This window comes from uncultured Salinisphaera sp., assembly GCF_964012375.1.
Classification (GTDB): domain Bacteria; phylum Pseudomonadota; class Gammaproteobacteria; order Nevskiales; family Salinisphaeraceae; genus Salinisphaera.
In genome coordinates, this window is the sequence record NZ_CAXGSH010000036.1 from 1 (window position 1) to 26,194 (window position 26,194).

The following is a 26,194-nucleotide window of genomic DNA, read 5'->3' on the forward strand; positions in this document are numbered from 1 at the left end:
CCTGCTTATTGGCTTGGGCACGCTACGCTCTCACTTGTCTGTCAATCGCGCGCAAAGCACGCCGGCGCGACCGTGACAGGTTGTGCAGAGCTTACCTAGAATGAAAGCCATGCAGATCGCCGGTTATACATTCGCGAACGGACTTGCCGCCGCACCCATGGCGGGCGTGACCGACCGCGTGTTTCGTGCGCTGTGCCGCAGCCTCGGCGCGAACGTGACCACCGGCGAAATGGTATCGGCCCGGCCGGAGCTTCGGGCCACGCGCAAGTCCCGGCTGCGGCTCGACCAGGCCGGCGAGCCGGCGCCGCGCATCGTGCAGATCGCCGGCGGCGATGTCGCCGATCTGGTGCATGCGGCCAAGGTCAACGCCGACGAAGGCGCCGATATCATCGATATCAACATGGGCTGTCCGGCCAAGAAGGTCTGTCGCAAGGCCGCCGGCTCCGCGCTCATGGCTGACGAAGACCGCGTGGCCGCGATTCTCGATGGCGTGGTGAACGCGGTGGCTATCCCCGTGACCCTCAAAATGCGCACCGGCGTGAGCGCCGACCGGCGCAACGCCGTCGCGATTGCCCGCCGTGCCGAACAGGCAGGAATTGCAGCGCTCGCGGTGCATGGGCGCACGCGCGATCAGCACTACACCGGCGTGGCCGAGTACGACACCATCGCCGCGGTCAAGCGCGCGGTATCGCTACCGGTCTGGGCGAACGGGGATATCGACTCGCCGGCCAAGGCGCGGGCCGTGCTGGCCGCGACCGGCGCGGACGGGCTGATGATCGGCCGGGCGGCCTGTCGTCGGCCCTGGCTGTTTCGCGAGATCGCCATCGAGCGGGCTACGGGCGTGCCGCCGGCGCCGCCCACCCTCGCCGATGAACGGCAATGGCTGCTCGGTCTGATCGAGCAGCTCCACGACTTCTACGGCGAACAGCAGGGCGTGCGCGTGGCCCGCAAGCATATCGGCTGGCTCAACGAACGCCGGCCGGTCTCGCCGGCGCTGTATATGGACATGGTTCAGGCGGATACGGCCGCCCGCCAGCTGCGCCTGCTCGACTGTTGTTTCGATGCCGCCGCCGCGGCCGAACAGCGCCTGCGGCAACGGCCCGAAGAACAGGCGGCCGGGCCAGACAGTGCTGCGGCCGCCTGAGTCGCGGGGCAGACTACGGACTACATCCCCGGCGCGGTACCGCTGAGCCCTCCGGAGCCTACGAACAGGCCCAGAATCAGCAACTGGATCAGCCAGCCGACGATGCACACGCCCACCGCGCGCAGAGTACTTTGATAATCCAGTGCCTGGCGCACGGCAATGACCGTCGTGGCCAGCATCCAGATCGACACCACGAACACGACCAACGTGCCGATCACCGGGATGATGCCGAAAATACGCAGCAGGCCGGGCGTGGCCGCAAAACCGAGCGTACGCAGCAGCTGGCCGACATCGGCTTCGGTCTGGGCTTCCGGTAGCAGCTTGGTGCCGATCGCCCAGATCAGCGCGGCCCAGATCAGCCAGCCGAGCAGGGCCGCGACAGCGTTGAGCAGCAGATAGCCGATTCCGCCGCCGCCGATCGCGCCGATACCGGCGGCCAGCGAGGCGAGGACCACAATCAGCGCGGCCTGGCCGGTGGCGCCGCGATCGTGTTCGACTTCTTCGTAAGTGGGCACCTGCAGTTTGGCGGCGCCTATCATTCGTTCGGTCAGGCTTTGCATGACTGGATCAGTCGTTGGATTTGGTTTCGATCTTGGCCTAGAACCCCGTCCCGCGCCAGCCCGTGTATTTTGCGGATTGCGCTTGTCACAGGGCGCACTTACGCTGTCGGCTCGACTGTTTCCAATCGGTGAAGATTCTGCGCGCGCTACTGCTGATCAATCAGAAATCCCGCCAGGGCGAAGCCAACGCCGAGGCGGCCCGCGACGCGCTCGAAGCGCTCGATGTCGAGATCACCCTGGGCAAATTCGAAGAACCCGACGATGTGCCGGCAGAGATCGATCGGCATGCGCCAAACGTGGACATGATCGTGCTCGGCGGCGGCGACGGCACCCTCAATCTCGCTGCCGCGGCGGTGATGCGCGCAAAGCGCCCCTTGGGCGTACTGCCGCTGGGTACGGCCAACGATTTCGCCCGTACGCTGCTGATTCCCACCGAGCTCGAGGCGGCCTGTCGCAACGTGGTCGAAGGCGTGACCCACGGTGTGGATCTGGGGCAGTGCAACGACGTGCATTTCGTCAACGTCGCGAGTATCGGCCTGGCCGTGCGGGCCTGTGAATACCGCTCGGACGCGGCCAAGAAAATGTTCGGCTCGTTCGGCTATGCGTCCAACGTGTTCAAGGCCTATCGCGACACCGAGCCGTTCGATGCGGTGGTGCGCTGCGGTGACGAAACCCATCGGCTGCATTCGATTCAGCTCGCCGTCGGCAATGGGCGCTATTTCGGCGGCGGGCTGGCGGTGGCCAGCGACGCCGCGCTCGACGACGGCCGCCTCGACCTGTACAGCCTGCAGCCGCAGTCACTCGCCAAGCTGGTCGGCATGCTGCCCACCCTCGTGCGCGGGCCGGACAAGTCCATTCAGGGCGTGCAGCTGCTCGAAGGCACCGAGTTCGAAGTCGATACCGGCAAGCCCATGCCAATCAACACGGACGGCGAGATCCTGACCGAAACGCCGGCGACCTTTCGTATTCACCCCGGCGCGCTTCAGGTGAAGGTGCCGCAGGAATATCTGGACCGCTACGGGCGTCAAAACAAACGATAACGAATCGGGCCGGGCCCACGGTGGCCCGCCGAATTACTGGCGAGGAACAGGCGATGAGCGATCGACCGCAACGATTCACCGATGCCGAGGCCACGATCGACTGGCTGCTCGACACCGTCGGCCACGATATTCACGTGGGCGCGCCGCTGGGCCTGGGCAAGCCGGCCACGCTGCTCAACGCCCTGTATGCCCGGGCCAAGGCCAACCCCGAGATCAATCTCAAGATTCTGACCGCGCTGTCGCTGGACGTGCCGCAGGCCGGCAGCGAACTCGAACGCCGCATCATGGATCCGATCGTCGAACGCGTATTCGAGGATTACCCGGGCCTGGACTATGTCCGCGATCTGAATGCCGGCACGGTGCCCGACAACATCACCATTTCGGAATTCTTCTTCCAGCCCGGGGCGATGCTCGGCAACGACGACGCACAGCGCCACTATCGCTCGGTCAACTACACCCACGTGGCCCGCGATCTGATCAACGCCGGCGTGAACGTGCTCATGCAGATGGGCGCGCCGGGACCGGACGACAGCCAGTTTTCGCTGTCCAGCAATACCGACGTCACGCTCGATCTGATGCCCGTTGTCGAGGCCATGCGCGAGCGGGGCGAGCCGATCTGGGTCGTCGGCCAGCTCAACGCGCGCATGCCGATGATGACCCGCAGCGCGCTGGTAGACGCTGCGATGGCCGATGCCGTATTCGAAGGCGAGGCGGCAACGTTCAAGCCCTTCGGTGCGCCGGCCATGCCGGTGGCCGAGGCCGACTATGCGATCGGCCTGCGCGTATCGAGCCTGCTCGAAGACGGCGGCACGCTGCAGATCGGCATCGGCTCGCTGTCGGACGCGATCGCCTATTGCTGCGACCTGCGCCACAACCACAACGCCGACTATCGGGCGCTGCTCGACCGGCTCAACCGCAGCGCCAGCGAGCGCACGCTCGCCGATGCGATCGGCGGGGAAGACGTTTTCGAGCGCGGCCTGTACGGCTGCACCGAAATGCTCGTCGATGCTTATATCCAGATGTATCGCTCCGACGTGATCTCGCGCCCGGTCTACGACGATATCGATATCCAGCGCCTGCTCGATGCCGGCACGATCGGCGAATGGGTCGGTGCCGATACGCTGGCCGCGCTGCGCGACAGCGGCGCCATTCGAGCCCAGCTCGACGGCGACGACGTGGCACGTCTCAAGCAGGTGGGCGTGTTCAAGGCCGGCGTGACCTACGACAACCGCACCCTCGATGCCGGGGATGGCGGTGAGCCCATTGCCGCCGATCTGGACGACGACACGGCCCGCTCACAGATCGTGTCGCGCTGTCTGGGCGATCGGCTCAAGGGCGCAACGCTCGTGCATGGCGGCTTCTTTCTGGGGCCCAACAGCTTCTATCAGGCCCTGCGCGATCTCGACGACGACGAGCGCGAGCTGTTCCATATGACCAGCGTGGGTCAGATCAACGAACTCTACGGCAATGAAGCCCTGCGCCGGGTGCAGCGGCGTGGCTCGCGCTTCGTGAATACCGCGATCAAGGCCACGCTCGCCGGCGCCATCGCATCCGACGGCCTGGAAAACGGCCAGGTCATTTCCGGCGTGGGCGGGCAGTACAACTTCGTATCGCAGGCACACGCGCTCGAAGGCGCGCGTTCAATCATCTGCGTACGCGCGGTGCGCCAGTCCTCGGACGGGCCCGAGTCCAATGTCGTGTCGCACTATGCGCATACCACCATCCCGCGCCACCTGCGCGATATCGTGGTGACCGAATACGGGGCGGCCGACCTGCGCGGCAAGACCGACGAACAAGTCGCCATGGCGATGATCGAAATCGCCGATGCCCGGTTTCAGGATGAACTGCGCAGTGCTGCGGTATCCGCCGGCAAGCTGCGCCGCGATTACCAGGTGCCGGCGCATGCGCGCAACAATACGCCGGACAATCTGCGTCGCCTGTTCGCGCCGGAGAAGGCCGAAGGCCGGTTCGAGGCCTATCCCTACGGCAGCGATTTCACCGAAATCGAGCGCACCCTCATCGCCGCGCTCAAGAAACTGCAGGGCGGCTCGCACGGCAAGACGCTGTCGAGCTTTGCCCGACATGCCGCGCGCCTGGCCACGCTGCCGGCCAGCGCCGAGCCCTATCTCGAACGCATGGGCCTGCAGCGCCCGCGCGGCCTGCGCGAATCGCTGTATGCGCGGGTGGTCGCCCTGGCATTGATCAACGACGGCGTGATCGATTCCGACGATGAGCCCGGCCACGACGCCGTCGATTCATGAGCGATAGCGAATCGCGCCCGCGCTTCGACAGCCCCGAGGCGCTCGACACCGCGCTGGCCGGCGAGGGCTACGTCAGCGATGCCGATCTGCGCATGACCCTGTATCTGGCCATGGCCCTGCACAAGCCGCTGCTCGTGGAAGGCCCGGCCGGCGTCGGCAAGACCGAAATTGCCAAGGCGCTGGCGGCCACGCTCGATACACGGCTGATCCGCCTGCAGTGCTACGAAGGCCTGGACGCGGCCCAGGCCCTCTACGAATGGGACTACCCGCGTCAGCTGCTGGAAATCCGGGTACGGGAAGCGGCCGGTGCGTCCACCGACAGCCTACGCGCCAACCTCTATTCTGATGATTTCCTGCTCGAGCGTCCGCTGCTGGCAGCCCTGCGCCACAGTCCGCCGCCGGTGCTGCTCATCGACGAGCTCGATCGCGCCGACGAGGCCTTCGAGAGTTTTCTGCTGGAGATTCTGTCGGACTGGCAGATCAGCATCCCCGAGTACGGCACCGTGCGCGCCGAGGTGCCGCCGCTGGTGGTCATCACCGGCAACCGCACCCGTGCCCTGGCCGAAGCCACGCGCCGGCGCTGTCTGTATTTGTGGATCGACTACCCCGACCGCGCCAAGGAGCGGGCCGTGCTCGAACGCCGGCTGCCCGGCATCGATACGCGCCTGGCCGATACCGTCGCCGATTTCCTCGCCTGGGCACGGGAACAGGACCTGGCCAAGACGCCCGGCCTGGCCGAAACGCTGGACTGGGCCGCGGCGCTGATCGAACTCGGCGTTGCCGACCTGAACGACAGCCGCGTGCCCGCCACGCTCGGCGCGCTGTTCAAGGACGCGGCCGATATCGACGCCATGCGCACACGGCTGGATGCCTATCGCGGCGAGCGATGAAAGACTGGTCGCTGGCCCGCGTCGTGGCTGCCTTTGCCGATGAGCTCAGGCGAGCGGGCGTGACCGTCAGCCCGGCCGAAAGCGCGGATGCGCTGAAGGCGCTGGCGCACACGCCGATGCAACGGCGCTCGGATTTTGCCCGCCTGCTACGCGCCTGCCTGGCCAAGACCCCTGCCGACCGGGCGCGTTTCGACGCCGTGTTCGCCCGTTTCTTCGACGCGTCACCGGCCGAAACGGCCGAGAAAATCGAGGCAGAAAGCGACGAACAGGGCAGCCAGCCCGCCCAAGGCGTCGGCGAGGCCGAACCGGCGCCGGCAAGAGCTATAACCCCCGACGACGATCGCAGCGAGCAGACGCGCAGCGGCGCCAGCGCCACCCGTCAGGCCATGCAGGCCGATCTGGCCGCGATCGATGCCGACGAACGCGCGGCCATGGAGCGGCTCATACACACCCTCGGTCGTCAGCTCGCGCGGCGCGCGGCCCGGCGCTGGCGGGTGCGCAGGCACGGCGTCATCGATTTGCGTAAAAGCCTGCGCGCCGCGATCGCCCGCGGCGGCGAGGTGCTGGAGTTTCGTCGCCGCTATCGTCCGCGCGAACGCCCGCGGCTGGTCGTGTTCGCCGACGTCAGCTATTCGATGGATGCCTACAGCCGCTTCTTTCTATGCTTCATCCATGCCTTCGCACGCGTGTTTCGCAGCGTGGAAAGCTATGTGTTCAGTACCGAGCTGTCGCGGGTGACCGATACGCTGGCGCGTTCGGCCTCGGTAGAAGCCGGGCTGTCGCGTCTGCCCGACAGCGTCGAGGACTGGGCCGGCGGAACGCGTATTGCCAGCGCGCTGGAAACCTTCATGCATCGGTTTGCCGATCATCAGCTCGATCGCAATACGGTGGTGATGATCGTCTCCGACGGCTGGGACAGCGATAAGCCGGAGCGTCTGCAGGCCGTGCTCAAGCGCCTGCGCGGGCGTTGCCGGGCGCTGATCTGGCTCGATCCGCTGATGGGTCATCCGCGATTTTTCAGTACCGCCCTGGGCGCGCAGCACGAGTCACCGCATGTCGACCTGTGTGCGCCGGCGCGCAATCTGGCCGGGCTCGAGGCGTTGGTGGAGCGCTTGGCGCAGGCGCGGATTGTTTAGCGGTTGACCGTTCGCCCGGGGTGGCTGTCGTCACAGGCGCGTTTCGTGCTGCTGCGCGCCCAACCCGTGCCTCAGGTCCGCCGGGCGGGCACACGGTGCGCGCGTCACTCCACCGTAAACCGTCGGGCGCCAATCATCTGCCCGTCGTCGGTGATGACCGTCACGCGCCAGTGGCCGGTCGGGTCGTCGCCAAGGGCCAGTTTGTGGCTCCATGCGCGATAACCGTTTTCCGGGCCGCCGCCGGTGATTTCCAGCGGAATACGATCGACCACCTCGCCGTCGTGCCACCAGACATGCAGCACCTGCTGCTGCAGCCCGCGCGGGGCCGCGATGGCGGTGAAGGCATAAAGGCCGTCGCCGGAAAGTTCGGCGGCGCTGAAGTGGGTACGGTCTTGGCCGGGCTCGCGCTTATCGGCATCCACTTGCAGGGTGATGGCCATATCGGTGGCGCGCAGGGTGGCCGGGGGAATCCAGAAGCGGCCGAACCAGGCGAGGCCGCCGAGCGCGATCGAAAGCGCGGCCAGCAGCAGCCAGCGCCACCATTGGCGCGCACGAACGGCGTCGTTGAAGCTGGGCAAGGCACAAACCCCCATGGCGACCGAGGCGATGGCAACGCTTTCGCCGGTGGTCAGCGACAGCATGATCGGGCCGGCGGTCAGAAGTGCGACAAACAGCGTAAAGCCGTGAAAACCCAGGAACAGCCAGCGGCGCTCGGCGATACCGTGCAGGTAGATCGGGTCCACGGTCGAGGCCGCGGCCGCGACGATCAGCAGGCCGGTAAACAGCGCCTGGCCGCTCAGCCAGGTGGTGGTGGCCAGAAAGAACGGCAGCACGAAGAACAGCGTTTCCTGGTGCAGGCACTGGGCGGCAAAGCGTACGGCTGCCTGGGGCAGGCGTTCGCCGAAGTAGCGGCCGAGCAGGCGGCACAGCAGGCCTTCGAACAGCAGCGCCAGCCAGCCCAGCAGCATCAGCGCGGTCACCCACTGGGCCAGCGCGGCCTGGCGTTCGACCAGAAAGAAGCTGGCCGCGCCCATCGCAAACGAGGCCACCGGCAACAAACGGCGGTAGCGGTAGGCGATACGGCCCGCGCGACTGCTGAGCAGGCGGTTGAAATACCTTTCGGCCGGGCTTTCGACCGACCCTTCGCTGGCTTGGATTTCGCTGGCCACGGTGCTCGCTTGCATCAATACAGACAGATTGCCGTGACCCGGCCTGCCGGGCGCGGCGGCGCGATCATAGCAGCGGCCTGGCTGTACGGCGGCTGACCGGCGAACGGCCGCGATCAATATCGTGTCTTCGCGGCCTTGCAACGGTTATCGGCGCCCGCAACGTAGGATTGAGCGCGCCCGGCGAGGCGTAGCCGGTGCGGGTGTTATCATCGGTATCGGTCCGCGACACAGTACGAACGACGGTCGAAGACGGCATGAGCGATTTCAAAGGCATCCCCGTGGTTACGGGCAGCAAGGTCCAGAAGCCCAACGGCACCCGGGCGATCAAGAACGGCATGAAGGCGAACAAGAACGCCGCGGCCGTACCGATCGGGCGCAAGCCGGACTGGCTGCGCGCGCGCCTGCCCACGGGCGATACCTATCAGGCGGTCAAGAAGAACGTGCGCGAGCACAAGCTGGCCACGGTCTGTGAAGAATCCATGTGCCCGAACATCGGCGAGTGCTGGAGTCATGGCACCGCCACCATCATGATCATGGGCGATACCTGTACCCGCGCCTGTCGCTTCTGTGCGGTGGATACCGGTAACCCGCGTGGTTGGCTGGATGCACAGGAGCCCGAGCACTGTGCCGATTCGGTCGAGATCATGGGCCTGAACTATATCGTGCTCACCTCGGTGGACCGCGACGACCTGCCCGACGGCGGCGCCCAGCACTACGCCGACTGCGTGAAGGCGATCAAGGCACGCACGCCCAACGTGCGCGTGGAAGCGCTGGCCCCCGATTTTCGTGGCGTGGCCGAACATGTCGACAAGGTGGTGGACTCCGGGCTGGAAGTGTTCGCCCAGAACGTGGAAACGGTCGAACGTCTGACCCACGTGGTACGCGATGCCCGTGCCGGCTATCGCCAGACCCTGGACGTGCTCGAGCACGCCAAGAAGCACAATCCGGACGTGCTCACCAAGACCAGCGTGATGCTGGGCCTGGGTGAGACGGAAGATGAAATCGCGCAGACGCTGGACGATCTGGCCGCGATCGGCGTCGATATCGTCACCTTTGGCCAGTATCTGCGGCCGACCGTGAACCACTTGCCGGTCGAGCGCTATGTTCCGCCGGCCGATTTTGCCAAGTATCGGCAGTGGGGCCTGGCGCGCGGTTTCCTGGAAGTCGTTTCCGGGCCGCTGGTGCGCAGTTCCTATCGCGCCGATCGGGTGTTCGACAAGAACAACGCCGGGCTCGACCAGACGGCGTAGCGGTCTACGGGCCGACGCCCGAATCGAATGTCCCGGCGCGTCAGTGCTCGGGCGGTGTCTGTCGCACGTCGTCGAGTTCGGCATGCCGTTCGGACAGGAAATCGCCGAGGTTGTGCAGCGCTTCGATGTGCTCGCAAAGCGTCTTGACGGCCACGAGCAGCGGTAGCGCCACGATCATCCCCACGGCCGACCACAGCCAGGCCCAGAACGTGACCGTGATGAATACGATGACCGTATTCAAGCGCAGCCTGCGACCCACGAAATAGGGGGTCACGATCTGGCCCTCGAGGGTGGTGAGCGCGAAATAGACGCCCGGAACGATCAAGGCCCAGCCCACCCAGTCGAAGGTGATGAGTGCAATCATCGCGGCGATCGCGATGCCGCCGAGCGCACCGAGATAGGGGATGAAGTTGAACAGGAAGGCGATCACGCCAAACACGGCGGGATAGGGCATGCCGAATGCCCACATCGTCAGCGCGACCGCCACCCCGAGACCGGCGTTGATGGTGGTGATGGTCAGCAGATAGCGCGAGAGTTTGCGTTCGATATCGTGGGCGATCTGGGCGGCCCGACGCTTGTCGCGGAAACTCGGCATCACGTGCACGAGCTTTTCGTAGAACATGTCGCCCGAGGCGAGCAGAAACAGCAGCAGCACCATCGTGAACACGAACTGGGCGAGCATGTTGGGCGCGAGCAGCGCGGCTTGGGTGGCCGCGCTTTCGCCCTCGATTTCCACCGTTTGAACGTCCGGCGTGTTGCTGCGGGTCATCGACTGCAGCTTTTCGTTGGCCTCGAAGATGGCGCTGAACGGGCCGGCAACGTCGGCGAGCTGCTGTTCGATGCGTTGTTCGATACGCGGGGCGTTCTCGATCCAGCCGGTCGCCGGCACGGCCAGCGCGGCGACCGCGAACAGAAAACTCACCAGCAGTACGCTCACGATCACCAGCGACGACAGCGCCGCCGGCACCCGCCGCCGGTCGAATACGCGGCGAATCGGGGCGAATACCATGGACAGCAGAAAGGCCAGCACGATGGGCACGAAAAAGCTGCGGGCCTGGCTCAGCACGAATACCGACGCGTAGGCAAACAATGCGACCAGCATCCACTTGACCAACGGGCTCGCGCCCAGCGAAGTCGAATCGTGGCTGTCGCTGGATTGGGTGTCGGGTTCGGCCATTCAGGACTCGGTGGAAATCGATCTCGGTCAGCGCAGCGTTCGCGGCCAGCGCAGCTTCGACTCGTGGCGGGCGACGCGGATTGGCAGCGTCTTTTTGCCAGCTAAGCACGAAAAGCCATATTTTCGTACCGTGCGGGCAAAAAAGAGGCGATCGGCCTTGGTCGGCGCGATCGCCTGCGTAGCGGCCCGTGGCCGGGTGGGCCCGGGCCGGGTGGGTTGGCGCGGCGCGGGTCAGACCTGGGGCGGCTGGCCGTTGGAAGCCATCAGGCCGCCATCGACCGGCAGGTTCACGCCGCTGATGAAACGGGCGTCGTCGCTGGCCAGAAAGGCGATCGCGGCGGCGATGTCTTCGGGCGCGGCACCCGCGCCCAGCGGCATGCGTTCGGCGAACTTGTCGAGCAGGTCGCTCTTTTCGAACACGCCGCTGGCCATATCGGTGCGGGTCAGGCTCGGGCAGACCGCGTTCACGCGTACCCCGTCGCTGCCGTGATCCAGTGCCAGCGCCCGGGTGAAGTTGCTCACCGCGCCCTTGCTGGCGTTGTAGACGCTCATCGCCCAGTCGCCGCCCAGACCGGAAACCGAAGAGGTGTTGACGATATTGCCGCGGCTTTCGATCAGGTGCGGCAGGGCGGCCCGGCAGCAGTGGAACACGCCGTCGACGTTAATCGACATGATCTTGCGCCAGGTCTCGTCGTCGGTATCGGTAATCCGGCTCTGGGTGGCCACACCCGCGTTGTTGACCAGGATATCGAGCCGGCCGCAGGTCGCCACGACCTCTTCAATCAGCGTGTTCACGGCATCGGCGTCGGATACGTCGGCCGGGCGCACATGCACCTGGGCGTCCGGCAGATCCTTGGCCACGGTGTCGAGCTTTTCCCGGGTACGGCCGACGAGCACGACCGTGGCGCCCTCGTCGACAAGGCGCTTGGCGGTGGCCGCGCCCATGCCCGAGCCGGCGCCGGTGATCAGGGCGATCTTGTCCTGAAAGCGTTGCATGCGGTGGTTCCTGTGTTTGGAGGTGCGAGTTCAATACAAGCGCCGCCCACAGCGACTCTTGCTTCATGCAGTTAAAGCTGACGATGAATGCCCCCGAATCAAGCCCCTTGGCCCAGATCAGCGCTTGTCGAAAACCATGATGCCCCAGGCCAGACGGCCGGCCTCGCCGGCATCCACCCAGTGCTGCAGGCCTTTTTTCATGTTGTCGATATAGGCCCTGGAGATGGCCGAATCGCGCAGCTCGTCCTCGCGCTCGACCAGCGTTTCGTGAATTCGGGCGTAGTGGCGGGGTATCTGGCGGGTATGGTCTTCGAAGTCGCGGCGGCTGAAGCCGCGCTGTTCCAGCGCTCGGGTGTAGAAACCGGGCGAGCCCATGGTATCCAGCTGTATCCGGTCGAGCACCGGCTGCAGCACGCCGTCGGGGCAGTCGTCGGCCTGCATGGGGTCGGTGAAGATAAACGTGCCGCCCGGTTTGAGCACGCGGGCGACTTCGTCGAGCACGCGTTGCCGATTGCCGGAATGCAGCATCGCATCCTGCGACCAGACGATATCGAAATGGCCGTCGTCGAAGGGAATATTTTCAAAGTCGCCGTCGACGACGGTTACGCGATCGTCCAGGCCGCGTTCGGCGTTCTTGCGCCGTGCGCGCGCGTTCTGGACTTCGGATAGATTCAGCGAGACCACCTCGGCGTCGTGACGGCGGGCGATATGGCGGGCCGAACCACCGTAGCCGCCGCCGATATCCAGCACGGTTGCACCATCGAGCGCGTCGCCCAGCAGCGCGCACATATGTTCGACCGTGCGATGGCTGGCATCGACCACGGCTTCGGCCTTTGACTGGTACAAGCCGATATGGATGTCCTCGCCGCCCCACAGGCGCGAGTAGAAGTTTTCGGCGTCGTCGCTGTTGTAGTAGGCCTGGGCCGTGCGTACGGCCTGGGAATACGGGCTCATATGCGCTCCTTACGAGTTGTACGCTTCGCGATCCGGGTCGGCTTCCCGATAGGATTTCTCGGCGACATGGATGAAGAAGTCCGGCTCGTTTTCCCGGTAGCTGCTCTGGAAGTCGCCGTAGGTGGTCACCGATTGAAAGCCCACTTCGCGCATCAGCGCTTGTACATAGGCCTTGCGCAACGGGAACATGTTGAGGTGATAGACCTCGTCGCCCGGAAAGGTATAGCGAAAACGCGCCAGGCCGTCGTCGACATGCTCGGGCGCGGCCGAGACATCGGCGCCGCAGTAGTAGTACTTGTGACCGGGCGTGGCCTGGCCATCGAGCAGGGCGTCGTAGTTGCGCTGGTCAAGGATCAGGATGCCGTCATGCTTGAGCATGGCGTAGAACTCGGCGAGGGTACGTCGGCGGTCGTGTTCGTTGAAGATATGGGTGAAGGAGTTGCCCAGACAGATGATCGCGTCGTAACGTCCCACCACGTCGCGCGATAACCAGCGCCAGTCGCTGTGCACCGTGGACAGGATCATGCCGCGCTGGCGTGCGTTTTCGAAGGCCTTGGCGAGCATCTGCGGGCTGCCGTCGATACTGGCGACCTCGAAACCGGCCTTGAGTAATTGTACGGAATGAAAACCGGTGCCGGTGGCCGCATCGATCACGGATTGGCAGCCGTACCGCTTGAGCACATCGATGAAGAAATGGCGTTCACTGGCGGCACGACCATCCCAGTCGATGAGATCGTCCCAGCGTTCCACGAAATCGTGGACGTATTCGTACTGATAGTGGCCGGTTTCGCGTACGTCGGTCGGCGCCGCGCCGAAATCCTGGGTGCGCTGGAATAGAGGGTTGTCGCGAGTGGCTTCTTTCATACACGAAAGTCCCCGTCACGGTGCCGCCGGTATACGGCGTCTCGCCGCAATCTTTTCAAATGGAGTGACCACGTTATGCAACCCGCGCGCCAGACCTCAACCGCTGAGGGCCAAGTCTTTGACGCGACAGCAAAGACGTTCTTGCGCCCGTGATGACCGGCCGATGACGCGCCCTGTCAGTGGTTGGCGTTGCACCCGGACCGTGCCACGGCGCGCCGCGGCCGGGCGCTAGCCGTGCGTCGATTCACCGCGCTGTACACGCGTCTGGATGCCAGTACCGCGACCAACGACAAGATTGCGGCCATGCGCGACTATTTCGCGTCCGCCCCTGCGGCGGATGCGGCCTGGGCGGTGTCGTTTCTGTGCGGCCGGCGTATCAAGCGGCTGATTCCCTCCGCGCGGCTGCGCGAATGGACGGCCGAGGCGATCGACATGCCGCTCTGGCTGGTCGAGGAAAGCTATTCGGCGGTCGGCGATCTGGCCGAAACCGTCACCCTGCTGCTCGATGAAATCGAAACCGGCGATGCCGGCCTGGATATCGCCCTGCACGACTGGGTAGAGCAACGCATTCTGCCGCTGCGGGATCTGGAAGACGACGAGCGCAAGGCCCGTATCATCGGCTTCTGGCGCGAGCTGCCCACCGATGCGCGCTTCACCCTCAACAAGCTGCTCACCGGCGCGTTTCGCGTGGGCGTGTCGCGGCGGCTGGTCACCCGGGCGCTGGCCGAGACGGCCGCTATCGAGCCCGCACGGATCGCCCATCGACTGATGGGCCGCTGGCAGCCCACGCCGCAGTTCTTCGAACGCCTGATCGACCCGGAAGATCGGGGCGAGGACGCTGCCCAGCCGTACCCGTTCTTCCTGGCGTCGCCGATCGAACAGGCGCCGATCGAAGCGATGGCCGATCTGGGCGCGCGCAGCGACTGGCATGCGGAATGGAAATGGGACGGCATACGCGCCCAGCTCATCCGTCGCCAGGGCCAGTGTCATATCTGGTCGCGCGGCGAAGACCTCATGGAGGGCCGTTTCCCCGAGCTCGAAGCGGCCGCGGCCGATCTGCCCGATGGCTGTGTGCTCGACGGCGAGATTCTGGCCTGGGCCGAGGGCGAGCCGCGGCCGCTGCCGTTTGCGCGCCTGCAGCGGCGTATCGGCCGGCTCAAGCCGTCGGCGAAGATGCAGGCCAAGCATCCGGTGCGCTTTCTGGCCTACGACCTGATGGAATACGACGGCACCGATATTCGCGAGTCGCCGATCGAAGAGCGCCGCGCGAAGCTGGCCTCGTTGATCGAGGGGCTCGATACCGATGCCCGGATCGCGGTGTCCGCGAACGTCGAATCCACCGGCTGGGACGAACTCGCCGCCCTGCGCGAGCGCAGCCGCGAATTCGCCACTGAAGGCTTCGTGCTCAAGCGCGCACACTCGCCGTATCGGGTGGGGCGCACCCGCGGCGACTGGTGGAAATGGAAGGTCGACCCGTATTCCATCGATGCCGTGCTGCTCTATGCCCAGCCCGGCAGCGGTCGGCGCTCGAACCTGCTCACCGACTACACCTTCGCGGTCTGGGACGGCGACAATCTGGTGCCCTTCGCAAAAGCCTATTCCGGGCTCACCGACGAAGAGATCGGCCAGGTCGATCACTGGATCCGCCGCAATACGCGCGAGCGCTTCGGCCCGGTACGCTCGGTCGAGCCCACCCACGTATTCCAATTGCACTTCGAGGGCATTCAGGCGTCCAACCGCCACAAGTCCGGCATTGCCGTACGCTTTCCGCGTATCGCGCGCTGGCGACACGACAAGCGTATCGAAGACGCCGACACGCTCGACGGCGTGAAGGCGCTGCTACCCATCGAGGAACGTATCGAATGAGCTGTGCAACTCCGTGGCGGGTGTCATGACCGCACCGCAATCGTCGAATCAGTCGCCCGAGCCCGAACCCACGCGAATTCGCTTCGCGGACATGACCTGGCGCGACTATGTGCGTATCGGTCTGGGCGTGTTCTTCTTTCTGTTGGGGATCGCCGGGCTGGTGCTGCCGATTCTGCAGGGCGTGCTGTTTCTGATTATCTCGGCGATTCTGTTGGCGCCGTATTCGATCTGGGTGCAGAAACAGCTGCGTCGCTTCGAGCGTCGCTTTCCCTGGGTCGCCGAACAGGCGCGGGCGGTGGCCGCACGCTGGAACCCCGGCAAGCGCGGCTGAATGGGGCCGGCCGAGGCGCGCATCGAGGGCTGGTTCGCCGCCCGCGACTGGCAGATATTCGATTTCCAGCGCGAGGCCTGGGCAGCCTATGCTGCCGGCGAGTCGGGCCTGATCCATGCACCGACCGGCACCGGCAAGACCCTGGCGGCCTGGTTCGCCGCACTCGGCGACTGGCTGGCCCGAAGCGACGATCCGAACGCGACGCCGGGCCTGACCCTGCTCTGGATTACGCCGCTGCGTGCGCTGGCGGCCGATACCACGGCGCATCTGGCCGCAAGCGCGGCCGAACTGGGCCTGAACTGGACCGTCGAGCAGCGCACCGGCGATACCAAAAGCCATATCAAGGCCCGCCAGCGCAAGAAGCTGCCGAGTGCGCTGGTCACCACGCCGGAGAGTCTGGCGCTGCTGCTCTCCTATGCCGACCACGAAACGCTGTTCGGCCAGCTCGACGGCGTGGTGGTCGACGAATGGCACGAACTGTTGTCCACCAAACGCGGCGTACAGCTCGAGCTGGCGCTGGCACGGCTGCGCAGCCTGCGTCCGAATCTGCGCACCTGGGGGCTGTCGGCGACGCTGGCCAATATCGACGAGGCCGCGGATGCGCTCACCGGCGGCCGCGCCGCGCGCGAAATCCGTGGCCTGGTCCCGGCCGAAACCCGTATCGACGCGCTCATTCCGGCCACGATCGAACGTTTCCCCTGGGCCGGGCATCTGGGCACACGCCTGGTCGAGCCGGTGATCGAAGCCCTGGAAGCCGCCGAAACCACGCTGCTGTTCACCAATACCCGCTCCCAGGCCGAGCTGTGGCACCAGGCGCTGCTGCGTGCCCGCCCGGACTGGCTGGAACGCATCGCGCTGCATCACGGCTCGCTCGATCGCGGCCTGCGAGAACAGGTCGAGGCGATGATCGCCGACGGGCGCCTGGCCTGCGTGGTGGCCACCTCAAGCCTCGATCTGGGGGTGGATTTCTCGCCGGTCGATCAGGTCATCCAGATTGGCAGCCCCAAGGGCGTGGCCCGACTGCTGCAGCGGGCCGGGCGTTCCGGCCATCGCCCGGGCGCGGCCAGCCGTATTCTTTGTGTGCCCACCCATGCCTTCGAACTGGTCGAGATCGCCGCCGCGAGACGCAAGGCGCTGGCCGGCGATATTGAAGCGCGCACGCCGCTGACCGGCGCGCTCGACGTGTTGTCCCAGCATATCGTGACCCGCGCGCTGGGCAGCACGCGCGAGGGCGGCGTGGATGAAAACGCGCTGCTCGCCGAAGTACGCAGCAGCCGGGCCTATCGCGATCTATCCGATATCGAATGGCAATGGACGCTGGATTTCGTCACCCGTGGCGGCGCGGCGCTGTCGGCCTATCCCGAGTTCCAGCGCGTCGAGCGCATCGACGGCCGACTGCAGGTAACGGATCGGCGTATCGCCCGTCGTCATCGCATGACCATGGGTACGATCACCTCGGATGCGGCCATGAGCGTGCGCTTCATGAAAGGCGGGCGTCTGGGCACGGTCGAAGAGCGCTTCATCGCCCAGCTCAAGCCGGGCGACGTGTTTTTGTTTTCCGGACGCCTGCTGGAGTTGGTGCGCGTACGCGAACTCACCGCCTACGTGAAAGCGGCCACGCGCAAGAACCGGCAGGTGCCGCGCTGGGCCGGCGGGCGCATGGCAATCTCCGGCACCCTGGCCGATGCCATCCGTAGCCTGCTGGAAGCCGCCCGCGACAACGATTATCGCGAGCCGGAGCTGGCCGCGATCCGCGATCTGCTGGAAATCCAGCGCCGCTGGTCGGCGTTGCCGGCCGCCGACGAGCTGCTCATCGAGCATGTCACCAGCCGCGAAGGCCGGCACTGGTTCTTCTATCCGTTTGCCGGCCGCCTGGCCCATGAAGGTCTGTCCGCGCTGGTGGCCTGGCGACTCGCGCGTATTCACAAGGCCTCGTTCCGGTTTTCGGTCAACGATTACGGCTTCGAACTCGTCACCCGCAACAAGGTCGATTTCAGCCAGGCCGAGCTGCGCGCGGCACTCTCGCCCGACAATCTCGTCGACGATCTGCTGGCCTGCCTGAACGCGGCCGAGCTGTCCAAGCGCGCGTTTCGCGATATCGCCCGTATCGCGGGCCTGGTGTTTTCCGGCTACCCGGGCGCGCACAAGAGCGCGCGTCAGGTACAGGCCTCCAGCGGGCTGGTCTTCGATGTGCTCACCCGCTACGACGCGGGCAATCTGCTGCTCGATCAGGCCCGGCGCGAAGTGCTGGAACGCGAGCTGGAGTTCAATCGGGTGTCTGCCGCACTTGAACGCATCGCGGATCAGTCGCTGTGCGTGGCCAACCCGCCGCGGCTTACGCCGCTGGGTTTTCCGCTCTGGGTCGAGCGGGTGGCCAGCCAGGTGTCGAACGAATCCTGGCGCGACCGGGTCGAGCGCATGACCGTGCAACTGGAAAAAGCCGCGGATAAGCCGACGAAAGCGGTGCGCGAATGAACGCAAGGCGCGCAAATGCGAAGACGGATAGGAAAGCGCTGAAAGCCGGACCCAACTTCTGCGGGCCGTTCGCAGACATGCTGCTCGCTTGAGCGCAGCCGATATCATGGCTTCTTTCGCCGGTATTTGCGGACTGTTGAAACGCCATGTCGCTAAGCGCTGAACGCCCTCGCGCAAACCAACAGGTCGAGCTGGAACTGGCCAGGGAGCGGCTGTGTCTGCGCGGCGATCACAGCCTGTACTGGCCGGCCCGTTCGACCCTGTTCGTGGCCGATACCCATTTCGGCAAGGCCGGCGTATTCCGCAAGCAGGGCCTGGGCGTGCCCAGCGGCACGACCGATACGGATCTGGCCCGTCTGGGCAGGGCCCTTGCCGAAACGCAGGCAAAGCGGCTGATCGTGCTGGGCGATTTCGTACATGCGCCGCCTGCCGCGGATACCCCGTGGCTGGCCCGTTTTGCCGCCTGGCGCGAGCAGCATGCGCAGGTGGAGATGATCGTGACCCGCGGCAACCACGACCGCGGTGAGTGCCTGCCTATCGACTGCGACCTGCGCTGGCACGCCGGCAGCCTGTTCGAGTCGCCTTTCGTGCTACGCCACGAACCCGAGGCAGACAGGCGCGGGCCGGTGCTCGCCGGCCACGTGCACCCGGTGGTTCATCTGGGCGCGGGCCGCGAACGGCTGCGCGCGCCCGTGTTCTGGCGCCATGCCGACGGCTTGATGCTGCCGGCGTTCTGCAGCTTTGCCGGCGGCCAGCGTATTTCGCCGGCCGCAGGCGAGCGCGTGTTCGTGCTGGGCGATGGCGAGGTGGTCGAGGCAGCCATCGGATAATCGCCGCCGTTCGAGTTGCCCAGGCCCATCACTGCGCGCTTTGCTTGCGCCAGGCCTCGAAGCGATCGCGCTCGGCCTGGCTGGCGGTGTTCCACCAGTACTTGAGCATCTGCAGCGACTGCGGCGGCGCGTTCTCCGGTGCCGGCTGCGGCGCGTCCGCGCTGGCGGCCGGGGTCTTGCCCACGGGGGCGAAGACGGTATTGCCGCGGCGGATGGTTTCGATTTCCGGTTCGGCCACGGCCACGTCGCCGCTGACGGTATCGCCGCTGGCGCGATTTTCGATGGTCAGGGTCGGATTGGCAGCAAACGCTTCACCGGCGCTGGGCGTGGCCGGCCGGTCGCCGGTGACCGCGTACTGGCTGTTCGCGCGGGCGGTAAAGCTGACGGTGATCGGCTCCGAGAGCACGCGGGCGTAGTCGTCGGTGCGATCCTCGTTGTTCTGAATCAGATCGAAGTAACGTAAAACGAGTTCGTGCTCGCCGGGCGCAAGGCGCAGGGTCTGATCGCGGCCGTCGAAGGTATAGAAATTTTCGCGAAGCACGGTGCCGTCGATCGCCTGCACCTGGAACTGGTAGGGGACGAACAGTTCGGCGCTGGCCGCGCCCGCCTGCGTGCCGGTATCGAGCTGGCGTACGCCGGCACAGCCGACCACTGCCATCAGCGCGACCATCAGGCCGGTGCCAAGAATGAAACGAATAGCGAAACGCGACATGACAGGTCCCCGGCGCTCGTGAATGCAATGGGTGATCGATGCCGCAGTCTGCGGCCGATGCACACCTTGTGCCGTCAATGTGACATTGCGATGACAAATACATGACGACAAGGGCCGCCGCGTTCGGCCGGTGCGCCTGAGCACATTACGTGCGCTGCAGGTAGAATTACGCCCATGCTTATCGCAATGATCATCGGCGCCGTCATCGGCGGCGCCATACTGGGTTTTCCTGGCGTGTTGCTGGGCGGCGTTCTGGGTTTTGCCGGCGCGCAGATGCTGGCCATGACCCTGCTCAAGGGCGCGCTGGGCACCATACGCGCCCAGTTTCTGGATTCCACGTTCGCGGTCATGGGCGCGCTGTGCAAGGCCGATGGCCAGGTCACCCGCGACGAGATTCGCGTGGCCGAGGATCTGTTCGCCAAGCTGCGGCTCAACGACGAGCAGAAGGCGCAGGCACGGGCCTCGTTCAATCGCGGCAAGGCCGATGATTTCGATCTCGACGGCGAGGTCGCACGCTTTCGCAAGGTTGCGCGCGGCCAGCGTGCGCTGCACCAGATGTTTCTGCAGGTGCAGATTGCCGCGATCGCAGCCGACGGCAAGGTCAGCAACGCCGAGCACGACATGCTCATGCGCGTGGCCCGCGCACTGGGCCTGTCGGAAATGGAAATCCGCCAGCTCGAGGCGATGCTCTCCGGCGGCGGGCCCGGTCGCGCCTCCGGCGACGGCATGGGCTCGAAAGCGGGCGTGGATCCGAAGGAGCAGATCGAACAGGCCTATGCCGTGCTCGGCGTGGATTCCTCGGCCAGCGATAGCGAAGTCAAGAAAGCCTATCGCCGCCAGATGAGCCAGAACCATCCGGACAAGCTCGCTGCCAAGGGCATGCCCGAGAGCATGCGCGAGATGGCCGAGGAGAAAACGCGCGAGATCGGCGCGGCCTACGAGCGTATCTGCGAAGCGCGCGGCATCAACTGATCGACGGCGGCAGGCGGCCAGTCGCGGCTAACGCGCAATCGAAAGCCGATCGATGAACCACTTCAGCGCGCGCCCGCCGGCGGTGCTTTTCCATAGCAGATAGGACGGGTGCGGCTCGCGCGGGATCGCCAGTTCGCAGGCGCCCAGCCGGCCATCGTGCAGCCGCTCGCTTACCCAGCCGCTCGGGCAGTGGCCCACGCCGAGTCCCTGTTCGATCGCGTCTATCTTGCTGTGCATGCTGGCGACGGTCAGCCGCGGCTGGCCGTCCAGCAGGCCGGCGCTGCGCGGCGTGAGCGTACGAGCGCTGTCCGCAACCACTACGGCCCGGTGAATACGCAGCGCATCGTCCGCGAGTGGCTGTGTGTGACCGGCGAGTGGATGATCGGGCGCACAGCAGAACACGAAGTCCACAGCCTTGAACGGCGCACGCTGGATGCCGGTCTTGGTCGGCGGATCGGCCACGCCAATGGCGAGATCGACGCGGTCTTCGATGAGCGCCTCCCAGGTGCCGCCGAGGATTTCCTCGCGAATACGAACATCGATCGCCGGATGGGCGCGATGGAAGTCGGCCAGCGCCGGCCAGAGTTCAGCGGGGGCAATGAGGCCGTTGAGAGCGATGCGCAGCTCCGGCTCCCAGTTGTCGGCCAGCCGCTGCGCGGCAGCGCCCAGTTCGCGGCTGGCGGTGAGGATACGACGGCCTTCCTCGAGCAGAAGCCGTCCGGCCGGCGTGAGTACGGCGCGATGCCCGCTTCTATCGAACACGGCGAGGCCGAGATCTGTTTCAAGCTGGCTGATGGTGTAGGAGATGGCCGACGGCACCCGATACAGCGATGCGGCCGCTGCCGCAAAGCTGCCGTAGCGGTCGATCGCATCCAGCGTTTCCAGTGCTTCGAGCCGAACCGGCAAACCTTGAGCGCTCACGAAAGACGATATCAGTCAGAAAATTTGAATGAGTATGCCAAAAGGCTTCGCTTTCTTCGCGCGCAGCACGGCTTTATGTTGGCTGCAGTCAAGCCGAGTCGTATATGGGTGGTTGTCAATCGTGACTCGCGCCCGGCGACGAGGCCGGTGAGCGGCAAGCGATGCCGCACGTACACGACCTAACAAGGAGTTTGTGATGAAAAAGGTACTGGTGCTTTATTACTCGATGTATGGCCATATCGAGACGCTGGCCAACGCAGTCGTGGAGGGCGCCAAGAGCGTCGACGGCGTCGAGGTCACGCTCAAGCGCGTGCCCGAGACCATGAGCGACGAGGCGCTGGAAGCCGCCGGCGCCAAGATCGATCAATCGGCGCCGGTGGCCGAACCGGGCGAAATCGCCGACTACGACGCCATCGTGTTCGGCACGCCTACGCGCTTTGGCAACATGGCCGGCCAGATGCGCACGTTCCTGGACCAGACCGGCGGCCTTTGGGCCAACGGCAAGCTGGTGAACAAGTTCGGCAGTGTATTCACATCGAGCGCCACCGGTGCCGGCAACGAAACCACCATCACCTCGTTCTGGAACACGCTGGCACACCACGGCATGTTGATCGTGCCCGTCGACTATGCGGGTGCACAGGAGCTGTTCGATATTTCCGAACTGCGCGGTGGCTCGCCCTACGGCGCGTCGACCTATGCCGGTGGTGACGGCTCGCGCCAGCCCAGCGACAAGGAACTCTCGATCGCGCGCTATCAGGGCGAAAAGGTAGCCCGACTGGCCACGGCGCTGAGCCTCTGACACAGTCGCGACATACGCCGACACAATCGCAAGGATAGGGGCATGACCAAGAACGCAGCGACCGATCACAGCATCCACAACACGCTTGCCGTGCGCTGGAGCCCCTATGCCTTTAGCGACAAACCGGTGCCCATGCAGGATCTGGCCAGCGTGTTCGAGGCCGCCCGCTGGGCACCGTCGTCCTACAACGAGCAGCCCTGGCGCTATATCGTCGGTGTGAAAGGCCAGGACGACACCCATGCACGCATTCTCGAATGCCTGGTCGAAGGCAACCGCGCCTGGGCCCAGAATGCGCCGGTTCTGGCGCTGGGCCTGGTGGTACGTACGTTTACGCGCACCGGTGAGCCGAACAAGGCTGCCGAGCACGACCTGGGCCTGGCTTCGGCCAATATCGCGACCGAGGCCACCACGCGCAAGCTGTTCGTGCATCAGATGATCGGGCTCGATCCGGATGCGGCGCGGATCGCGTTCGACATCCCGGACCATGCCGAGGCCTTCACCGCTTTGGCCATCGGCTACCGCGAGACTTCGAGCCACATGAATCAGGCGCTTATCGAGCGCGATACCAAGCCTCGGGAGCGACGGGCGTTGCGTGAATTCGTGTTTACTGCACGCTTCGGCAATCCCGCTGGATTGTAGGCGCCATCAGTATTTGTGCCCATTCTTGCGACGCTTTCGTTCTGATTAAGCTGTCGTTAATGAACGACAGTCGTGTTATAGATATGGGAGGGAATTCACGATTATAGAAGCGCATGAGCGATAGCGATCAACCTACGAAGGCGGGCATCAATCCGCCTGTATTTTTTCCATCGGTGGCGGTCATCGCCGTACTCGTCGTATTCGGCGCGGTCTTTCCGGACAAGGCCAACGACTTCTTTAGCGGGATGCAGACCTGGCTGATCGATACGTTCGGCTGGCTTTATCTGGGCGCTGTCGGCGTATACCTGGTGTTCTGTATCGTGCTGGCGTTGTCGCGCTTCGGCCAGTTCCGCTTGGGCCCCGACCATAGTGAACCGGACTTCAGCTATGTGTCCTGGTTCGCGATGCTGTTCTCCGCGGGCATGGGCATCGGCCTGATGTTCTACGGCGTGGCCGAACCGGTCATGCACTACACGAACCCGCCGCAAGGTACCGCCGAGACCGCCGAGGCCGCGCGCTCGGCCATGCGCATCACCTTCTTCCACTGGGGTGTGCACGCTTGGGCGATCTATGCGGTCGTGGGCCTGTGTCTGGCCTACTTCAGCTTCCGTCGCGATCTGCCGCTGCGCATGAGCTCGGCGCTCTATCCGCTCATCGGCAAGCGTATCTATGGCCCCATCGGCCATACGATCGACGTGCTGGCGGTCTTCGGCACGCTCTTCGGCGTGGCCACGTCGCTGGGTTTTGGTGCCCAGCAGGTCAACTCCGGCCTGAACTTCCTGTTCGACGTGCCGGAAGGTCTGACCACCCAGATCGTTCTCATCTCCATCATCACTGGCCTGGCCACGACGTCGGTCGTGCTCGGCCTCGATGGCGGCATCCGTCGCGTGTCCGAACTCAACCTGTGGCTGGCGGCTGCCCTGCTGCTGTTCGTAATCGTGATGGGGCCGACGCTGTTCATCTTCCAGTCGTTTATCCAGAACATCGGCAACTACATGTCCTCGGTGGTGGACATGACGTTTAATTCCTGGGTATATACCGGCAACGAAGGAACCCAGAGCTTCATGAGCGGCTGGACGCTGTTCTACTGGGCCTGGTGGATTTCCTGGTCGCCGTTCGTGGGCATGTTCGTGGCGCGCGTTTCGCGTGGCCGCACGATTCGTGAGTTCGTGCTCGGCGTACTGATCGTGCCGGTCGGTGCCACCTTCCTGTGGCTGACCGCCTTCGGCAACGGCGCGCTGCACATGATCATGGTCGACGGCATGAGCACCATCCTCGACGCCGTCGACGAGAACACGTCGACCGCGCTGTTCGTCTTCCTCGAACAGTTCCCGTTCACCTGGCTGACCTCGATTCTCGGTACCCTGCTGGTGGTGACCTTCTTCGTGACCTCGTCCGACTCCGGCTCGCTGGTCATCGATATTCTCACCGCCAAGGATGGCGACGAGCCGCCGGTATGGCAGCGTATCTTCTGGGCCGTGCTGGAAGGCGTGGTAGCCATCGTGCTGCTGGCTGCGGGCGGTATCGGCGCGTTGCAGGCGGCATCGCTGGCGTCTGCGCTGCCGATCACCGTCATGCTGCTGGTGATGGCGTACTGCCTGTACCGGTCGTTGAGTGTCGAGCTGGTCAAGCAGGACAGCCTGCGTCATGCCATGAACACGCCCTCCAACGTTGCCGGCTTCGGCGGCGGCAGCTGGCAGAATCGTCTGCAGACGCTGGTGAGCTCGCCGCGCCGCAAGCAGGTGGACGCTTTCCTGACCAACGTGGTTCAGCCGGCCATGGAGGCCGTGTCGAAGCAGTTCGAGGAAAGCGGCATGAGCACCAAGATCAGCGTCGAGGATGATCGTTGCTATCTGGACGTCGACCACGGCGCCGAGATCGACTTCGTCTACGGCGTGCGTGCGCGTCGCTTCACCGCGCCCACGTTCTACATGGGTGCGCTGACCCGCCGCGAAGAGCAGCAGAAGGCCAAGGAACGCGAGCACTTCCGTGCCGAGGTCTTCCTGCGTGAAGGCGGTCAGCAGTACAACGTCGTGGGCTATACCAAGGATCAGCTCATCGGCGATATCCTCGACCAGTACGAGAAGCATCTGCACTTCCTGTACCTGTTGCGGTAAACGCTCGACCGAGCGTGTATGGACCCGGCGCTGCCCAGTGCAGCGCCGGGTTTTTTTATGCGCGCGCGGGTGGGCGGAGTCGCGTGCCGTGCGCCCACAAAAGACGATGCGGTATGCTTGGCGGGTTTAATTGCCAGCCGAGCTTGCCTGCCGATGCGACAGGACCCGTTTGCCGTTTCCAGCGTGCCGCCGATGATCAAATGGCTCTTGATCGCGAACGGGCTGGGTTTTTTGTTGCTGATGTATGCGCATGAGCCGGTCATGCAGTACTTCGCACTGTGGCCTTTCGGCGACTATCCGGTGCGTACGTCAGCGGGGGTAGGCAGCGTTGGCTTTCAAATCTGGCAACTGCTGACCTACGGTTTTCTGCACGGCGGTTTTGGTCATCTGTTCTTCAACATGTTCGGCCTGTGGATGTTCGGCCGCGTGATCGAACAGGTCTGGGGCGGCCAGCGCTTTCTGATCTATTACCTGGTTTGTGTCGTCGGCGCCGGCATCACCCAGGTTTTGACGCTGGCGGTGATGTCGCCGGGGCAGCCGGTGCCCACGGTGGGCGCCTCGGGCGGCTTGTTCGGCGTGTTGCTGGCCTTCGGCATGATGTTTCCGAACGCCCGGGTGATGCTGCTCATCCCGCCGATTCCAATGACGGCGAAATGGCTGGTGATCGGTTACGGCGCCATGGAACTGTTCTTTGGTGTGACCGGCACCCAGGCCGGCGTCGCCCATTTCGCGCATCTGGGCGGTATGGCGTTCGGCTTCGGGCTGATCACCTACTGGCGCAAGCAGGGCGGTGGCCCGCGTATCTGACGCCGCGCTGGCCGTGCTTATCGGCCCGGCATGAAAGTGGATGTTTTCCGGCTTGATAAATTGCCTGCAAGAAAGCACGCGCGCCACCGCCGACGGCGGCGAGGCGATCGGCAAACAGGCCACCACCGGGTGCCCGCCCGGTCAGCTTTTCTGGTTCAGGCATTAATGATGTCCGTGCTCGCGAGCACATCAACCCTTGGTCGACTTTTCGCGGGCCGGATTTTGCGGCAATCTGGCAGGATCGGCGCTTTTGCGTGATCGTGCAACGCGGTACGGGCCGAACA

Annotated in this window: 23 protein-coding genes; 15 read left to right on the forward strand and 8 right to left on the reverse strand. The window is 65.0% G+C overall.

All coding sequences use genetic code 11. The annotated features are described in order from the left end of the window. Positions 1-109 precede the first annotated feature (109 nt). Positions 110-1,144 carry a tRNA dihydrouridine synthase DusB gene (gene dusB / locus ABNU97_RS08125; RefSeq protein ID WP_348766238.1) on the forward strand — a complete coding sequence of 345 codons (1,035 nt, stop codon included), beginning with the start codon at positions 110-112 and terminating at the stop codon, positions 1,142-1,144. Between the two features lie 20 nt (positions 1,145-1,164). Here the strand turns inward: dusB and ABNU97_RS08130 are convergent, their stop codons facing one another. Then, positions 1,165-1,704 carry a YIP1 family protein gene (locus tag ABNU97_RS08130; protein WP_348766239.1) on the reverse strand — a complete coding sequence of 180 codons (540 nt, stop codon included), beginning with the start codon at positions 1,702-1,704 and terminating at the stop codon, positions 1,165-1,167. A 128-nt stretch (positions 1,705-1,832) separates the two neighbouring features. Here ABNU97_RS08130 and ABNU97_RS08135 point away from each other — a divergent pair, with 128 nt between their 5' ends. Genes ABNU97_RS08135 through ABNU97_RS08150 form a run of 4 tightly spaced genes read left to right on the forward strand, consistent with a single transcriptional unit; the run spans position 1,833 to position 7,031 of the window. Next, positions 1,833-2,744, forward strand: a complete 912-nt coding sequence (locus ABNU97_RS08135) for a lipid kinase (RefSeq protein ID WP_348766240.1) — start codon at positions 1,833-1,835, stop codon at positions 2,742-2,744. Positions 2,745-2,797: 53 nt separating this feature from the next. Further along, positions 2,798-5,005: an acetyl-CoA hydrolase/transferase C-terminal domain-containing protein gene (locus ABNU97_RS08140; RefSeq protein ID WP_348766241.1), complete on the forward strand. Its 2,208-nt coding sequence runs from the start codon at positions 2,798-2,800 to the stop codon at positions 5,003-5,005. Next, positions 5,002-5,895: a MoxR family ATPase gene (locus ABNU97_RS08145; RefSeq protein ID WP_348766242.1), complete on the forward strand. Its 894-nt coding sequence runs from the start codon at positions 5,002-5,004 to the stop codon at positions 5,893-5,895. The genes ABNU97_RS08140 and ABNU97_RS08145 overlap by 4 nt, the downstream gene beginning before the upstream one ends. Further along, positions 5,892-7,031, forward strand: a complete 1,140-nt coding sequence (locus tag ABNU97_RS08150; protein ID WP_348766243.1) for a VWA domain-containing protein — start codon at positions 5,892-5,894, stop codon at positions 7,029-7,031. The genes ABNU97_RS08145 and ABNU97_RS08150 overlap by 4 nt, the downstream gene beginning before the upstream one ends. A gap of 104 nt (positions 7,032-7,135) precedes the next feature. On the opposite strand, the gene ABNU97_RS08155 is transcribed toward ABNU97_RS08150, so the two are convergent. Continuing rightward, complete coding sequence (locus ABNU97_RS08155; RefSeq protein ID WP_348766244.1) at positions 7,136-8,200, reverse strand: DUF5924 family protein; 1,065 nt, start codon at positions 8,198-8,200, stop codon at positions 7,136-7,138. Between the two features lie 254 nt (positions 8,201-8,454). Between ABNU97_RS08155 and lipA the strand changes: the two genes are divergently transcribed. Then, the gene (gene lipA, locus ABNU97_RS08160) at positions 8,455-9,450 is read left to right on the forward strand and encodes a lipoyl synthase (protein ID WP_348766245.1); all 996 of its coding nucleotides are present in this window, start codon (positions 8,455-8,457) and stop codon (positions 9,448-9,450) included. A gap of 40 nt (positions 9,451-9,490) precedes the next feature. Here the strand turns inward: lipA and ABNU97_RS08165 are convergent, their stop codons facing one another. From ABNU97_RS08165 to ABNU97_RS08180, 4 genes are all read right to left on the reverse strand, one after another. Next, entirely contained in the window at positions 9,491-10,627 is a 1,137-nt protein-coding gene (locus tag ABNU97_RS08165) for an AI-2E family transporter (RefSeq protein WP_348766246.1), read from the reverse strand. Positions 10,628-10,858: 231 nt separating this feature from the next. After that, the gene (locus ABNU97_RS08170; RefSeq protein ID WP_348766247.1) at positions 10,859-11,623 is read right to left on the reverse strand and encodes an SDR family oxidoreductase; all 765 of its coding nucleotides are present in this window, start codon (positions 11,621-11,623) and stop codon (positions 10,859-10,861) included. A 117-nt stretch (positions 11,624-11,740) separates the two neighbouring features. After that, the gene (locus ABNU97_RS08175) at positions 11,741-12,577 is read right to left on the reverse strand and encodes a methyltransferase domain-containing protein (RefSeq protein ID WP_348766248.1); all 837 of its coding nucleotides are present in this window, start codon (positions 12,575-12,577) and stop codon (positions 11,741-11,743) included. A gap of 9 nt (positions 12,578-12,586) precedes the next feature. Further along, the gene (locus tag ABNU97_RS08180) at positions 12,587-13,441 is read right to left on the reverse strand and encodes a class I SAM-dependent methyltransferase (RefSeq protein ID WP_348766249.1); all 855 of its coding nucleotides are present in this window, start codon (positions 13,439-13,441) and stop codon (positions 12,587-12,589) included. Positions 13,442-13,675: 234 nt separating this feature from the next. On the opposite strand from ABNU97_RS08180, the gene ABNU97_RS08185 reads away from it, so the two are divergent. The 4 genes from ABNU97_RS08185 to pdeM all read left to right on the forward strand — a co-directional run bounded on the left by ABNU97_RS08185 (position 13,676) and on the right by pdeM (position 18,943). Then, positions 13,676-15,307 (forward strand): ATP-dependent DNA ligase, encoded by a 1,632-nt coding sequence (locus ABNU97_RS08185; RefSeq protein ID WP_348766250.1) that lies wholly within the window; start codon positions 13,676-13,678, stop codon positions 15,305-15,307. A gap of 25 nt (positions 15,308-15,332) precedes the next feature. Continuing rightward, complete coding sequence (locus ABNU97_RS08190; protein ID WP_348766251.1) at positions 15,333-15,638, forward strand: hypothetical protein; 306 nt, start codon at positions 15,333-15,335, stop codon at positions 15,636-15,638. Next, positions 15,639-18,113, forward strand: a complete 2,475-nt coding sequence (locus tag ABNU97_RS08195; RefSeq protein WP_348766252.1) for a ligase-associated DNA damage response DEXH box helicase — start codon at positions 15,639-15,641, stop codon at positions 18,111-18,113. It begins immediately after the preceding gene. A 146-nt stretch (positions 18,114-18,259) separates the two neighbouring features. Continuing rightward, positions 18,260-18,943, forward strand: a complete 684-nt coding sequence (gene pdeM, locus ABNU97_RS08200; RefSeq protein ID WP_348766253.1) for a ligase-associated DNA damage response endonuclease PdeM — start codon at positions 18,260-18,262, stop codon at positions 18,941-18,943. 28 nt (positions 18,944-18,971) lie between these two features. Here the strand turns inward: pdeM and ABNU97_RS08205 are convergent, their stop codons facing one another. Next, on the reverse strand, positions 18,972-19,655 hold the full coding sequence (locus tag ABNU97_RS08205; protein WP_348766254.1) for a DUF2057 family protein: 684 nt from the start codon (positions 19,653-19,655) through the stop codon (positions 18,972-18,974). 174 nt (positions 19,656-19,829) lie between these two features. Between ABNU97_RS08205 and djlA the strand changes: the two genes are divergently transcribed. Next, entirely contained in the window at positions 19,830-20,627 is a 798-nt protein-coding gene (djlA, locus tag ABNU97_RS08210) for a co-chaperone DjlA (RefSeq protein WP_348766255.1), read from the forward strand. A 27-nt stretch (positions 20,628-20,654) separates the two neighbouring features. Here djlA and ABNU97_RS08215 read toward each other — a convergent pair whose 3' ends face one another. Beyond that, positions 20,655-21,548: a LysR substrate-binding domain-containing protein gene (locus ABNU97_RS08215; RefSeq protein WP_348766256.1), complete on the reverse strand. Its 894-nt coding sequence runs from the start codon at positions 21,546-21,548 to the stop codon at positions 20,655-20,657. A 196-nt stretch (positions 21,549-21,744) separates the two neighbouring features. On the opposite strand from ABNU97_RS08215, the gene wrbA reads away from it, so the two are divergent. The 4 genes from wrbA (at position 21,745) to ABNU97_RS08235 (ending at position 25,910) form a co-directional block, all read left to right on the forward strand. Then, complete coding sequence (gene wrbA, locus ABNU97_RS08220; RefSeq protein ID WP_348766257.1) at positions 21,745-22,347, forward strand: NAD(P)H:quinone oxidoreductase; 603 nt, start codon at positions 21,745-21,747, stop codon at positions 22,345-22,347. Positions 22,348-22,389: 42 nt separating this feature from the next. Then, positions 22,390-22,986 carry a nitroreductase family protein gene (locus tag ABNU97_RS08225; protein WP_348766258.1) on the forward strand — a complete coding sequence of 199 codons (597 nt, stop codon included), beginning with the start codon at positions 22,390-22,392 and terminating at the stop codon, positions 22,984-22,986. 113 nt (positions 22,987-23,099) lie between these two features. Then, positions 23,100-25,103 carry a choline BCCT transporter BetT gene (gene betT / locus ABNU97_RS08230; protein WP_348766259.1) on the forward strand — a complete coding sequence of 668 codons (2,004 nt, stop codon included), beginning with the start codon at positions 23,100-23,102 and terminating at the stop codon, positions 25,101-25,103. Between the two features lie 153 nt (positions 25,104-25,256). Further along, a complete protein-coding gene (locus ABNU97_RS08235; protein WP_348766260.1) occupies positions 25,257-25,910 on the forward strand; it encodes a rhomboid family intramembrane serine protease in 654 nt (217 codons plus the stop codon). Positions 25,911-26,194 lie beyond the last annotated feature (284 nt).